General features: G+C 33.6%; 13 protein-coding genes. 2 read left to right on the top strand and 11 right to left on the bottom strand.

All coding sequences use genetic code 11. From position 1 onward, the window contains the following. Nucleotides 1-122: 122 nt before the first annotated feature. The 6 genes from yidD to ACFOWA_RS03865 form a co-directional block, all read right to left on the bottom strand. Nucleotides 123-353 (bottom strand): membrane protein insertion efficiency factor YidD, encoded by a 231-nt coding sequence (gene yidD / locus ACFOWA_RS03890; protein ID WP_378981976.1) that lies wholly within the window; start codon nucleotides 351-353, stop codon nucleotides 123-125. Then, entirely contained in the window at nucleotides 337-735 is a 399-nt protein-coding gene (locus tag ACFOWA_RS03885; RefSeq protein WP_378981974.1) for a ribonuclease P protein component, read from the bottom strand. Before ACFOWA_RS03885 ends, yidD begins: the two co-directional genes overlap by 17 nt. Before the next feature lie 67 nt (nucleotides 736-802). Then, entirely contained in the window at nucleotides 803-961 is a 159-nt protein-coding gene (gene rpmH, locus ACFOWA_RS03880; RefSeq protein ID WP_010601723.1) for a 50S ribosomal protein L34, read from the bottom strand. A 148-nt stretch (nucleotides 962-1109) separates the two neighbouring features. After that, a complete protein-coding gene (locus ACFOWA_RS03875) occupies nucleotides 1110-1844 on the bottom strand; it encodes a LytR/AlgR family response regulator transcription factor (protein WP_378981972.1) in 735 nt (244 codons plus the stop codon). Then, nucleotides 1822-2883 carry a sensor histidine kinase gene (locus ACFOWA_RS03870; RefSeq protein WP_378981970.1) on the bottom strand — a complete coding sequence of 354 codons (1062 nt, stop codon included), beginning with the start codon at nucleotides 2881-2883 and terminating at the stop codon, nucleotides 1822-1824. Before ACFOWA_RS03870 ends, ACFOWA_RS03875 begins: the two co-directional genes overlap by 23 nt. A 162-nt stretch (nucleotides 2884-3045) precedes the next feature. Continuing rightward, nucleotides 3046-3807: a LiaF transmembrane domain-containing protein gene (locus ACFOWA_RS03865; protein ID WP_378981968.1), complete on the bottom strand. Its 762-nt coding sequence runs from the start codon at nucleotides 3805-3807 to the stop codon at nucleotides 3046-3048. 130 nt (nucleotides 3808-3937) lie between these two features. Here ACFOWA_RS03865 and ACFOWA_RS03860 point away from each other — a divergent pair, with 130 nt between their 5' ends. Beyond that, a complete protein-coding gene (locus tag ACFOWA_RS03860; RefSeq protein ID WP_378981966.1) occupies nucleotides 3938-4810 on the top strand; it encodes a ChaN family lipoprotein in 873 nt (290 codons plus the stop codon). A gap of 61 nt (nucleotides 4811-4871) precedes the next feature. Here ACFOWA_RS03860 and mscL read toward each other — a convergent pair whose 3' ends face one another. After that, complete coding sequence (gene mscL, locus ACFOWA_RS03855) at nucleotides 4872-5321, bottom strand: large conductance mechanosensitive channel protein MscL (protein WP_378981964.1); 450 nt, start codon at nucleotides 5319-5321, stop codon at nucleotides 4872-4874. A gap of 166 nt (nucleotides 5322-5487) precedes the next feature. Here mscL and rpoN point away from each other — a divergent pair, with 166 nt between their 5' ends. Beyond that, nucleotides 5488-6963 (top strand): RNA polymerase factor sigma-54, encoded by a 1476-nt coding sequence (gene rpoN / locus ACFOWA_RS03850; protein WP_378981962.1) that lies wholly within the window; start codon nucleotides 5488-5490, stop codon nucleotides 6961-6963. A 182-nt stretch (nucleotides 6964-7145) separates the two neighbouring features. Here the strand turns inward: rpoN and ACFOWA_RS03845 are convergent, their stop codons facing one another. The 4 genes from ACFOWA_RS03845 to ACFOWA_RS03830 all read right to left on the bottom strand — a co-directional run bounded on the left by ACFOWA_RS03845 (nucleotide 7146) and on the right by ACFOWA_RS03830 (nucleotide 12907). Then, nucleotides 7146-8159 carry a PorP/SprF family type IX secretion system membrane protein gene (locus tag ACFOWA_RS03845; protein WP_378981960.1) on the bottom strand — a complete coding sequence of 338 codons (1014 nt, stop codon included), beginning with the start codon at nucleotides 8157-8159 and terminating at the stop codon, nucleotides 7146-7148. Nucleotides 8160-8161: 2 nt separating this feature from the next. Continuing rightward, nucleotides 8162-11620: a PKD domain-containing protein gene (locus ACFOWA_RS03840; protein WP_378981958.1), complete on the bottom strand. Its 3459-nt coding sequence runs from the start codon at nucleotides 11618-11620 to the stop codon at nucleotides 8162-8164. 233 nt (nucleotides 11621-11853) lie between these two features. Next, nucleotides 11854-11994: a Sec-independent protein translocase subunit TatA/TatB gene (locus ACFOWA_RS03835; RefSeq protein WP_378981956.1), complete on the bottom strand. Its 141-nt coding sequence runs from the start codon at nucleotides 11992-11994 to the stop codon at nucleotides 11854-11856. Nucleotides 11995-12052: 58 nt separating this feature from the next. Beyond that, nucleotides 12053-12907 (bottom strand): HD domain-containing protein, encoded by an 855-nt coding sequence (locus tag ACFOWA_RS03830; RefSeq protein ID WP_378981954.1) that lies wholly within the window; start codon nucleotides 12905-12907, stop codon nucleotides 12053-12055. Between the last annotated feature and the right edge of the window lie 53 nt (nucleotides 12908-12960).

Raw genomic sequence — 12960 nt, 5'->3', positions numbered from 1 at the left:
CAAATTTTAACTTTACACTATTATGCTTACAATTCCACAACTCGCAACCCTCAGCCGGTAACTCTTAATTGCATCCAATCCCGCAACACACAACCCTCAACAGGCAACCGTTTATAACAATACTAAGGTATAGGATCATGTCCATGATTTCCCCAAGGATGACAGCGACCAATACGTTTTAAAGCTAGCCAGCCGCCTTTAAATGGGCCATGCTTTCTTATAGCTTCGATTCCATATTGAGAACAAGTTGGCGTAAACCTGCAATTTGCACCTAACATTGGCGAAATTGCATATTGATAAATCCGTATCAACCCTAAAAAAAACCAGCCGAAAACTTTATTTATTAACTTCATTCGGCTCGATTAATTTAAAAAATCGGTTAAATGTCGCAATTAATTTTTTTTCAACGAAAGAAAAATCATACTTCTCCTTTCCGATAAATTGAATCGAAAATAAAAGTAAACCCCTATCGCTTGGTAGTTTAGTGTAAAAATTATTTTGTTTGTTTAATCGGTAAGCCTCACGAATGCGACGCTTCAAAAGATTTCTATCTACCGCTCTTTTGTATCTTTTTTTTGGAACGTTGATAACCACTTGTGCCTGAACTTCAGCGGGTTCATCAATAAAAAGATAGGAAACCCGAAAAGGGTATAATAAAAAAGAAGAACCGTTTTTAAACAGCAGATCTAAATGTTTTCTGCTGCATAACCGTTCTTCTTTCCTGAATGTGTACATATATTTTTGATTGATAATTGCAGATTTTGATCTGCCAGTTCCGATTGCTCGGAAAAGCAATCAAAAATTATGCTTTATGCTTGCGTTCGTCAGAAACTGTTAATCTTTTTCTTCCTTTAGCACGACGTGATGCTAATACTCGTCTGCCGTTAGCTGTTGCCATTCTTTCGCGGAAGCCGTGTTTGTTTCTTCTCTTTCTTTGCGAAGGTTGGTATGTTCTTTTCATGACTGTATATTATCTTATTATAATTTCAAAATTAAGAGGTGCAAATATAAAGCGATTTCTCTACAATTGCAAGCCTGATTAATTTTATTTTTAAAATTGAAAAGCAAATGTAGTAAATCTTTTTAAAACGCATTTGGAGTATTAGCCATTACAATCCTAATGCTGTTTTTAATTTGGTATAACCTGTTTTGCTTACCGGCAGCCAAATGCCTGATTTAAGCAAAACTACATAACTATCTTTCTCTTTTAGCTCGATTTTAGTTACCTGTGCCAAATTAATGATGTAAGAACGGTGTATTCTTATAAACTGACCTGGATTAAGCGTTTGCTCAAAGAAGGCCATTGTTTTATTTTTATAAAATGCACCTTCAGCGGTACTTAATTTCACATAATCATCATCTGCTTCTAAATAATTAATATCAGCAACTGGGATAATTTTTATGATACCATCCTTCTTTACAACAACTCTATTACTTTGAGCAGAACTCATGGCTACGGCATCCAAAACTGCTTCCGTATTTTCTTTCTGGTTTAATCTTATTGGTAGCTTCTGCATCGCCAAATCAAAGCGATTTTTATCAATTGGTTTCAATAAATAATCTACAGCATTAACTTCGAAAGCTTTAATTGCAAATTCATCAAAAGCAGTTGTAAAAATTACAGCGGGCTTATCTTCAACCAATTCGAGCATCTCAAATCCACTAATTTTAGGCATTTGAATATCCAGAAAAATTAAATCGGGTTTATGTTGGGTTATTGCTTTTAATCCTTCAAAACCATCACAACATTCTGCAATTATTTCTATTTCTTTATGTTCTGAAAGGTAATATTTTACAATATCTCTTGCTAAAGGCTCATCATCAATTAGTATGGTTCTGATCATCTTTCTGAGGAATTTTAAGAGTGGTAATATATAAATTATTTGCCTCAATTTCGGTTTGCAATAAATTCTGATTGGCAAATAACAGGTATAACCTTCTTTTAATTGCTGTTAATCCAAAACCGGTTCCACCTGTTGCTTTCATCTCCGGGTCGAAAGGATTTTGTACCCTTAAATTTAAAATATCATTGTCAACCGTGACATCGATTTTAATGGTAATCCCGGCAGATGTATTATATAAACCAAATTTTATTGCATTTTCTACTATTGGTTGCAGCAAGGTACCTGGCAAACAGAGGTTAAGAGTATCTTCGCTAACATTCACTTCTATATTTAACCTATGGCTAAAACGCACCTTTTCAATATCGAGGTAAAGTTGTATGTATTCCATTTCCTCTTCTACAGAAACCCAAAGTTCATCATCTCTTTTTAATGTTCCTCGTAAAAAAGATGCCAATTTGGTTATCATTACACCAGCTTCTTTTGGATTTACCATAGTTAATGCAAATACCGAATTTAAGCTGTTAAACAAAAAATGCGGTTGTAATTGATGTCTTAGTTTATTTAGCTCGGCTTCTTTTGCTAGGTTTTGTGTCGATAATAGTCTCCCTTGCATTTCAGATTGTTCTTCTAACCTGTACCATAAAATATTTGCTAAAGCACACCAACCTAAACACATAAAAGAAATTAAGCCTCTAAATGGAAAGGAAAAATTATAGAAATCCTGATAATTTTTAAAATCAGTAAAAATGAATAGAAGGGTATATTTTGCAAGATAGATGATTACAAATGTAAGCGCCAATGAAATGATTAATACATAAAGAATGCGCTCATTTTTAGGTTGATAGTAGCCTAGCATATTGCTAATACTTATGCAAGCAACTACGAGCAGGAAATTGGTAATTACACTATCCGTGAATGAAATCATCCACGAAAAATTTACTACGTAATGTAAACCTGCAGCACATAAAATTATCCATGCTATTGCAAAAGCAATGGAAATTTTTTGTATTTGCGGTACGGATAATGGTCTGGTTGTCAAGATTTATAAGTTTAGAAGTAGTTATTATAAGGATGAATTTTTTAGATAAGCTTTGACTGATTTAACTTCCAAACTTACCCCTACCCGTCATTTGATGATGGTTAACTCTCCAAATGTATTGCCACCATATTTTAAATTATGCCTATACTTCATAGGCATAATTTAAAAACTTTTAATTTCAATTCCGCCAAACATTACTGTTCCATCAATTACTAAAGTTTTTTGTACTTCACCTGTTGGAATTAAATGTCCACGTTTATCTTCTACACTGCCAAATATTGGCGTAACGTTCGATTTTATAATCCAGTTTTGCGGTACAACCAATTTAATACCACCAAAAACTGCTGTAACATCGAGCGCAATGCTCTCTGTAAAATCGGCTTGAATAAAATTTAAATCAGCGCCACCAAATACAACGGTAACATCACCACCTTTTAAATTTTTAGAATACACGATTTGGTTGCTGCCGCCGAAAACTGCGGTTGCTTCAACAAAATCATTACTATTTAAACTATCATTAATATTTAGCGTTTCATTAGGTGCTGCAGGATTAAAACCGTCGGCATATCGATTTTTTCGTTTCACTTTTAAAGCACCTTTAGGCTTAAATATTAAATAAGCACCAAGAATAACAAAACCAAATCCTAACGCATATTTCGAAATATCAAAGTCGAGATGCATATTTTCAATGGTATTGTATGCGCCAATTAAAATTAAAATTAACCAGGCAATGCCTTTAAAATTGTTTCGTAAGCCGATAAAGATCCCAACAAGAATCAATAAGTTAGACCAGCTAAAAATCCACCGTGGTAAATCAAGGTTTAATGTATTGATAAGAAAAGCTATTCCAATTAATACGATTATCAAGCCGCTAAACATTCTGCTTGAACTGTTATTGGATAAATTATTATTTGAGTTTTCCATTTGTGCAATTATTTATAATCAAAAGTATTTACAATGCAGCAATTAGTATATGCATCAACTGCAAAAAAAGGCTAAATAGCGGTGAGCTATCTTATTTCATCGGTGAAAAATATTTTAGTATTTTGAGGCCATGAAATTTTTAATATTTATCCTGTTCGCAATTGCTTCAACTACCCTATTTGCTCAAAACGTTGTTCATAATTATAAAATCTACGATGTTAAAAAACAAAAAGTAATTGCTGTTGGTGATATTGTAGCTGACATGGAAAAATCCGACGTTCTGTTTTTCGGTGAAGACCATAATGATTCTATAGGACATTATCTTGAAGCAGAAATTTTTAAACAACTGCATCAAAAATATCCAAAAAATATTGCCGCATCGTTCGAAATGTTTTATACCGATACGCAACCAATAATTGACGAATATTTGTCAGGGTTGATTTCGGAGAAGAACTTTATTAAAGAAGCCCGAGTTTGGCCAAACTATAAAGATTATCGCCCATTAATTGAATACGCTAAAGAAAATAAAATTGATGTAATTGGTGCTAACGCGGCAACACGATATAGCAATGCAGTTACAAAAAACGGATTGGAAACGCTAAAAACTTTCCCAAAGGGTTCTTATAACTTCCTTCCACCATTACCGATTGACACCGCAATTGGTAGATATTATGAAAAATTTGGAGAAACAATGGGTGGACACGGAACAGGAACCATGAAAATTTATCAAACTCAAAATTTTTGGGATGCTACAATGGCCTGGAATATTAATAAATTTTTAAAGGAACATAAGGGATTAAAAGTTTTTCAGTTGAACGGAAGATTCCATAGCGATGAGAAATTAGGAACATTAGCTAAACTACAAACATATGCGCCTAAGTTGCGCATTTTAAATGTTTCATCGTTTTCTGATGAAAGCTTTGATAATCCCGAATGGGAAAAATTTAAAGATTTGGGCGATTATATTATCATTACAAACCCAAAAGTTAAAAGAAGTTATTAAGCAACAAGCTGTTTCAAAAGCCTTTAGATTAATCTAATAGCTTCTGAAACAGCAAAATAATCTAGGCTTTAGTTTTAAGTAAATCTCTTATTTCAGCAAGAAGTGTTTCTTCATTTGTTGGTGCAGGTGGCGCAACAACTGCAGCTATTTCTTCTTTCTTTTTCATTTTATTAATTGCCCTTACCATAAAGAAAACAATTAGCGCTAATAATAGGAAGTTAATGGCAACCGTAATAAAATTTCCGTACGCAAATATTGCAGCATCAGGAGCTGCTTTTTTAGCATCGGCTAATGACGCCCCGGCCGGAATCAGCTCCGAACCTTTACCCATGGCAAAGTAAATACTACTAAAATCTGGTTTACCAACCATAGCTGCAACAACTGGCATCACTAAATCATCAATTACACTAGTAACTATTTTACCAAATGCCCCGCCAATAATTACTCCAACAGCCAAATCGAAAGCATTACCTTTTATGGCAAACTCTTTAAATTCTTTTACAATGCTCATATTAAGTTCGTTTTTTTAAATATCTGTAACGAAAATAAAAAAGTTTCTTAGATAATCAAACTCAGCAGCACTAATATTTCAAATGAAAATCTGTTTGGCTTTGAATCAATTGTAAAGAATATCTGAGATGATTTGTTTATTTTTGCGACACTCTTTTATATAAAATATGTTAAAGCAACACCTACAACAAAAATTATTACAAAAATTATCTCCTCAGCAAATACAATTTATAAAGTTGTTGCAGGTACCAACCGTTGCTTTAGATACCCGAGTAAAAGAAGAATTAGAAGAGAATCCTGCGCTTGAAGACCCAAGTTTAATGACTGCCGATGAGCCAAAAGGCGAATACGATGATTTAAATGACGGTCCGGATGATTATGATAAATCATCAGATGATAATAATAGTACTGATGAATTTAATGTTGATGATTATCTGCAAGATGATAACACCAACGATTATAGCACAAACTATAATAATGGCGATGATGATGAGGAGAAAAAAGAAACCCCAATAGCAATAGAAAGTACGTTTTTTGAAAGCTTACAAGAGCAATTGGATTTAATTCCACTATCTGATCAGGATTTTATTATTGGCAAACAAATTATTGGCAGCTTAGATGATGATGGTTATTTACGCCGTCCGTTAAGTTCTATGATAGATGACTTGGCTTTTTCTCAGAACGTAATGGTTGAGGAAGAAGATGTGTTAGAAATGTTAAGACTTATTCAAAGTTTCGACCCTCCAGGCATCGGTGCAAGAGATTTAAAGGAATGTTTGCTGATTCAATTGAAAAGAAAAGATGCCGGCAACCCTATAATCGTGAAAGCGATGAACGTTGTGGAAAATTATCTTGATGAGTTTACCCGCAAACATTATGATAAACTAGAGAAAAGTTTAGCTTTAGATAATGAAGAATTAAAAGAAGTAGTAAATGAAATTCTTCGATTAAATCCAAAACCTGGAGATGCCAACCAGGTAACTACTAAGCAAATGCAAATCATTCCCGATTTTCACATCAGCAATAATGATGGCATTTTAATTTTAACACTTAACTCTAAAAACGCTCCTGAGCTTAAGGTTAGCCGTTCTTACCAGGAAATGTTTGAGCATTACGATAAAGCCTCATCAAAAGATAAAAAACTAAAAGAAGCGGTTCAATTTGTTAAGCAGAAACTAGATTCGGCTCGTTGGTTTATTGATGCAATTAAACAAAGACAACAAACTTTGCTAAAAACCATGAATGCGATTATGCATTATCAGTACGAGTATTTTTTAACTGCTGATGAACGTAAAATGCGCCCTATGATTTTAAAGGATATTGCTGATAAAATTGACATGGATATTTCTACGGTATCAAGGGTTGCAAACTCTAAATATGTACAAACAGAATTTGGCACATTTTTATTGAAATCATTTTTCTCTGAGGCTATCCAAACAGAAAATGGTGAAGAAGTATCTAACAAAGAGGTTAAAAAAATTCTTGAAGATTGTATTGGCAACGAAGATAAACGCAAGCCACTGGCAGACGAAAAACTTACTGATATTTTAAAAGAACGCGGTTATAATATTGCCAGAAGAACAGTTGCAAAATACCGCGAACAGATGAACATTCCTGTTGCAAGGCTTAGAAAAGAACTTTAGACTTTCTGTTTTTTTGGGTTTCTGGTTGGTTAGTTTTTTGGGGTCAAAGTTTCATAAAAATTTTATGATGTGAATCTGTTCGATGTAATATATCATCCTCAAAAAACCAAAAAACTAACCACCTAACAAACCAATAAACTACGCCCAACAAACCAAAAAACCAAAAACCTAACCAACCAAGGTTACCACATTCTAATGTACGAAGGCACTTTATAAATATTATTTAGCAGTAAGCCTAATACAATTTCGTGGCTACCGTTGCTTACTGTGTTTAAATCTGAAGTTGTAAAATCGTATGAGTAAGTTAAGTTTACAATTTTACCAATATTAAAACCCGCCATAGCAGCGAAAGAATCATCTTTACGATAGCTTCCTCCAAGCCAAATTTTATCTCTAAAAGCAACTTTCATGTTCAAATCTACAGATACAGGAGCAGGCTGAACGTATTTTACCATTACGGATGGTATTGCAGCAATTTGATCATCAAGAAAAAACTTATAACCTGCGGTAGCAAAATAGTGAGGAACCTCTTTGCCTGTATTGTAATTATCAGAATTGGTAAAACTTAATTTTTGAGATAACACTTGTTGTGCAGAAATGCCTGCAAACATTCTTGCTCCATAAAGCCAAACGCCAACGCTCAAATCCGGCCTCAACTGACTTATAAAAGCATTTGTTAATGCAGGGTCGGTTTGGCTATCAGGAAAAGTAAGCGAGTTAACATCTAGTTTAATGCTCGAAACTCCGGCTGCTGCACCTACAGATAAATTGAAATTATTGCTCAATTGTAAGTGATAAGCATAGGTTAAATTTGCATCTATTCTGGATATCGGTCCGGCTTTATCTTGAACCACCGTAACACCCATACCATGATGAGCTGGTGAAGAAGTATAATTCTGTGTGTAATTTCTATCCATTGGGTCGCCACTTTGCTCGGGAAACGAAGTTAAGGCATTGCTCCACAAATGATTATCGCCAAGCGCCCAATGTGCCGAAACAAATGAAGTTTGTGGCGCATCGTTAATTCCCGCCCATTGCTTGCGGTAACCAGCTTTAAAATCGATATAATTTTCTATTCCGGATATTGCCGGGTTTAACAAATATTGATTAAAAATATATTGCGTGTATTGCGGTTTCTGCTGACTAAAACTTTTGAAACTAATAAATAGGGCGATTATGATGAAATACCTTTTCAATTCTATCTGATTATGGTTAAAGGTCCGGTTATTGATTTTCTCCCGTTTCGTGGATTGATAAGGTAGTAATAAACACCTACAGGTAAAGGCTCGTTTTGATAATTGCCATCGAAAGGCACTTTGTATGCATTGCTGAAAAATACCCTGTTTCCGTTTCGATTAAAAACCTCAACGGTAGCATTTGGGTAACTTTCTAAATATTTTATATTCCATACATCGTTAACGCCATCGCCATTTGGTGTAAATGAATTTGGCGGAACTAAAGCCTGTAGCACAATAATTTTATAAATTACTTTTACTGTACAGCCATCGCTAGTAGTTGCTGTTAATGTATAATCTGTATCTTTCTCAGGTGATGCTATTGGATTTAAAATACTTGCATTATCTAAACCTAATGCAGGGCTCCATGAATATGTTAAGTTAGAACCTTCAGCAAAGGCAGGGATTTTTACCTGACCTCCAGCTAAAATATATAGCGTAGTTCCCATATCAGCAGTTGGTGATTTATAAACATTTATCACATTCTTTATACTATCTGCACAACCATTTGCAGCATTTACAGTATATGTTATTTCATGCTGACCGACGCCAGCAACTCTTGGGTTAAAATTTCCATCGGCATCTATGCCTTTCCCGCTATACGTACCAACAATACCAAATTTTTCTTTTGCCTGATTAATAATCACAGAACCATTATCAGTACAAACACTTGGTATATCTGCAAATTCTAAAATTGGAGAAGGTTTTAAAATAATTGTCTTCGTTGCTTCCTCAAAACAAGATTCACCAGAATAAGCAATTAGCTTAATTGTATGTGGTTCATCATTCAATCCCCCGAAAGTGTCAAATTTTATTAAGATGTTACTAGTTGTGTCCGGATATGGAATCGTTAAAGGAATGGTATCCCGATCTTTAAAAATCTCAATTCTAGTAATTTTTCCAGTCGCCGCTTTAGATAAATTAGTAATGATTACAGCATTATTGCTACATAAATTTAGCTCATTTTGAATAGAAAAATCTGCCTTTTCAACTTGCCCATTTACTGTAAAAAGCTTTTGTTGAATAACCTGGCAGCCATTCTCATTGGTAGTTTTTAAGGTTACTGTATAATCACCGGCTATAGAATAAGTATGCTTACCATCTATCTCATTAGAGCTATTTGTAGCAGGAGAAGAATCGCCAAAATCCCATTCAAATTTCAAATAACCTATAGTTCCATCAACATTTTTAGATGTATTTTTAAATATAGCAACACCATCTTTAAAGCAAATATCTGGTGTTGTAAAATCTGATATAGGCAAGCCGGTAACAACTACGTCTTGGATTATAGTGTTACCAACGCATCCTTCCTGCGAAGTAGTTGTCAATGAAACTTTAAAAGTTCCAATACTTTTATATTGATGAGGAAAAGGAATTGAATCTAATTTGTCCAACTTCGTTCCATCTCCAAAATCCCAACTCCACTTAACTATTTTATTTGGACCCAGCGCAGAACTTACAGTTGATGAATCCGTAACCAGGTAATCTGTATTGATACAAGTATTCTTAGAGGCAATAAATTTAGAAACAGGTAATGGAAATATCTTTACTGTATCTGTAGCAAAATCTGAATAACATCCAGTACCTGATCGAACAGATAAATTTACAATATAGGTTCCCTCCTTTTCATATTGATGTTTTGGATTTTGTTCATCTGATTTTTTTCCGTCACCGAAATCCCAAGCCCAATTTGTTATATTAAAATCTGTAGAATTTGATAAACTTTTATCAGTAAATATCACATCAGTTTTAGCGCAAAAAGTACTGTCGACTGTAAATTTAGCGGTAGGCAGATCGTAAATGGTAAATATATAATTGGTTTCCAAATCGCCATTCTGACAATTGGCTGCATTATTAGGCACATGAGCAACAACATTTAGTTGATGATTTGCCGCAACACTATAGGTTTTTTTTGCAGGATAACGATATATATATATTGTTTGCCCATTAACATTTTTTACCTCGGGGATTAAATTCGTGGTAGTAACTTCAGTTTCACTATCTAAAGTCCAAGTAATACTATCTGGTTGATAAGGCAGATTAACTTTAAAATCGATTTCCTGTCCAACACATCCATTCGGACTTTCTTCCTTTTTAGCTTCATCAACAACAGTTAAATAGTTGTTTGATGCTAAATTTGTACCTGCTGAATAGGCATAAGATTCTGCCTGACCAAAACCATAGGCAATTGCGTTAAAACCATCATCAGCCGTTAAAGTTAAGCTATTATCTGTAACAGGAATTTGTGCAAATGAAAACGTTGTATTGCCTAAAAGTGGTGTCCATGTTGTTACAGGAGCTTTACCATTTATTTTGAAAGTGCCAGTCTTGTTTGCATTAATTAATATATTTAAATATCTAACATTAATGTTTTGCAAAGGCGATGAAAATACTGTTACACCTCTAATATTAAATTCGATAGGATTTAATATTACCATATCAGGATCTCCAATTATGCTACCACCAGAAGCTGATGAACAATTCTGAGTTAGAGAATATTGAGCTACACTAATTAACTTATCTGCAGAAACAAATGTAGGTTCTATTAACTGCGAACTTTCAATAAATTTACCTTTATCTACGGTATATGTTTGTCCATTATAAGTTACTTTAGTATTATCCTCTTGGGCTAAAATTCTTAAAATATACTTCCTATTTATAAATGGAACAACACCATATTCTTTACCCCAGCTAACCGTTGGATATAACTGTTGGTAGAGCGGATCTTGTGAAGCTGTACAAGATATTGCTATTACAGATGTACCTGAAAAAGCTGCAAACCTTTTGCAAGGAGATGTTACTGGGTCGCTTTCTACAAAAACCCCTGTTAAATCATCACTACCCGAAATATACTCATAAACATCACCCGCTTTCAATAAAGTTATAGGTTTTGAAACACCATTCTTTTCATGTATTAAAACTGTAGTATTATCTTCAGCCGCAACAATAGCCAGATAGTTATTACCTCCGTTGGTTTGGAAATAATTCATGGAATAATATGTCTGCCCTAAAGTTTCGTAGGGAAGAATTAATGATGCTGCAGATCTTGCGTTACCATATATATGCGTATATGCAGAAACTTTTGGCTGACCATCTTTAACCTTAATATGAATTCCTCGGTTGGTTAAATTACTATTGGATTCAGCCAAATCTATATAAGCATTTACTCTCGGCACATTAAATTGAGTGGCAGTATTTGCCTTTATTACTTGAGTTTCTGTCCAGCCATTACAACTTACCGTAACTTCGGTATTAAATTTTGAGGTAACAAATACTGCAATATTGGCTAAAGAATTTCCGCTTGGCACATGCGTTGGAAAAACCGCCCAAAAGTCTGTCCCTTCATTAGAAACATTTTGCCCAAAACTTTTAACTGAAAATGAAAATAAAAAAACGATAAAAACTAAAAAAGCAGTCTTCATCGGTATTAATTTATTAGAAATATAGTCTGCATTTGGTTGAATATCGAAATGCAATATACTATTTAAGAATATACAACAAAAGCACTTAGCTATTATTTAACAATTTTAAAATGTTAAATTATGGTTTTGTTTAAAAAATGGGAATGATTGATGTAATAAAGTATAAAATCTAACGCTAACGAATTAAACACCATGCAATAAATACATCAGTATTAATTATAATGAAATATTGATTACTTAACTGGAGGTTCGTCTTTGCCTTCTTTAAATTCTTTAATACTTCTTCCAATTCCTTTCATCAATTCAGGTAGTTTTTTACCTCCAAAAATTAAAAGAACTACAGCACAAATTAAAATTATTTCTATGACCGACATAATAAGGTTTTCAGTAATATACGATTTATTGGCACTTAAGTTTTATATAATTTATTATTTAAACTAATAATGCCTTTAAGCTCCTCGCTTTTACCTTGGGTACAGCTCCATGTCTCATAAATTCTGCAAATCCTTTTAATTGCTTAATAGATTTAACAGCTTCATAACCAAATGTATAACTTCTTATTTTATTTAGTAACATGGTATCTGTTTTAAATAAATCATTTTCAGTTAATATCCCCTTCTTTAATAAAATTTTAATTAATTCGGCCATTTTACCATTTGCGTAAAGGTAAAGTGGCAGTTTAAATACTTCTTCATTAAGCTTTATAAAGGTTTCGTTAATCCACATTACTTCTCTTTCGTTATTTACTGCAATTTTTCCATCCTTTAAAATTACTGATTGCAGAAATTCTTTAGCTCTTTGTCTTGATATTATACCTGCATAAACGCCATCTCGTAATGTATAATCCAATCTATCAGCACAAAGCGCTGGCAAAGGTTGCTCTAAAATATCGAATTTGCTAAATAGAATTTGATTTACACTATAGCCAAATTTCATCAATACATCAGGAATTTCAGATTTATATAAAACCTCAGCAAATACCTTTTCGTGGTAATCTTCTTCAACATTATCAAAAACGTAGTCACCAACATGTGAGAAAGCGGTGTGCGATACATCATGCAATAAACCAGCAATTTGTTCAATTTCTGATCCACCTAGTTTTCTAATTAGCATGGTTACACCAATAGCATGTTCTAATCTGGAATGACAGATATCGGGATTTACCAAATAAATGGCGCCACTTTGGTGAATTCCAGCCAAACGTTTTAAAGCATCAGTTGCTAAAAGTTCAGTAAATACATTTGGCAATTCCATTTTGCCATACAAAAAATCACTTAGCTGCATCATATCGATATTGTTTAAAATGTGAAAATCAATAAACGAAATTACTAATATTTTTA

The sequence above is a fragment of the Pedobacter lithocola genome (assembly GCF_042650845.1).
GTDB lineage: Bacteria > Bacteroidota > Bacteroidia > Sphingobacteriales > Sphingobacteriaceae > Pedobacter > Pedobacter lithocola.
Note: the sequence above shows the minus strand (reverse complement) of the source record. Positions and strands in the feature narration are given on the sequence as shown.

Bases quoted from the DNA above. Each gene is read 5' to 3' on its own strand.
- rpoN (WP_378981962.1), top strand. From the start codon at position 5,488: ATGTTAAAGCAACACCTACAACAAAAATTATTACAAAAATTATCTCCT.
- yidD (WP_378981976.1), bottom strand. From the start codon at position 353: ATGAAGTTAATAAATAAAGTTTTCGGCTGGTTTTTTTTAGGGTTGATA.
- ACFOWA_RS03875 (WP_378981972.1), bottom strand. From the start codon at position 1,844: ATGATCAGAACCATACTAATTGATGATGAGCCTTTAGCAAGAGATATT.
- ACFOWA_RS03860 (WP_378981966.1), top strand. From the start codon at position 3,938: ATGAAATTTTTAATATTTATCCTGTTCGCAATTGCTTCAACTACCCTA.
- ACFOWA_RS03840 (WP_378981958.1), bottom strand. From the start codon at position 11,620: ATGAAGACTGCTTTTTTAGTTTTTATCGTTTTTTTATTTTCATTTTCA.
- mscL (WP_378981964.1), bottom strand. From the start codon at position 5,321: ATGAGCATTGTAAAAGAATTTAAAGAGTTTGCCATAAAAGGTAATGCT.
- ACFOWA_RS03885 (WP_378981974.1), bottom strand. From the start codon at position 735: ATGTACACATTCAGGAAAGAAGAACGGTTATGCAGCAGAAAACATTTA.
- ACFOWA_RS03865 (WP_378981968.1), bottom strand. From the start codon at position 3,807: ATGGAAAACTCAAATAATAATTTATCCAATAACAGTTCAAGCAGAATG.
- ACFOWA_RS03835 (WP_378981956.1), bottom strand. From the start codon at position 11,994: ATGTCGGTCATAGAAATAATTTTAATTTGTGCTGTAGTTCTTTTAATT.
- ACFOWA_RS03830 (WP_378981954.1), bottom strand. From the start codon at position 12,907: ATGATGCAGCTAAGTGATTTTTTGTATGGCAAAATGGAATTGCCAAAT.
- rpmH (WP_010601723.1), bottom strand. From the start codon at position 961: ATGAAAAGAACATACCAACCTTCGCAAAGAAAGAGAAGAAACAAACAC.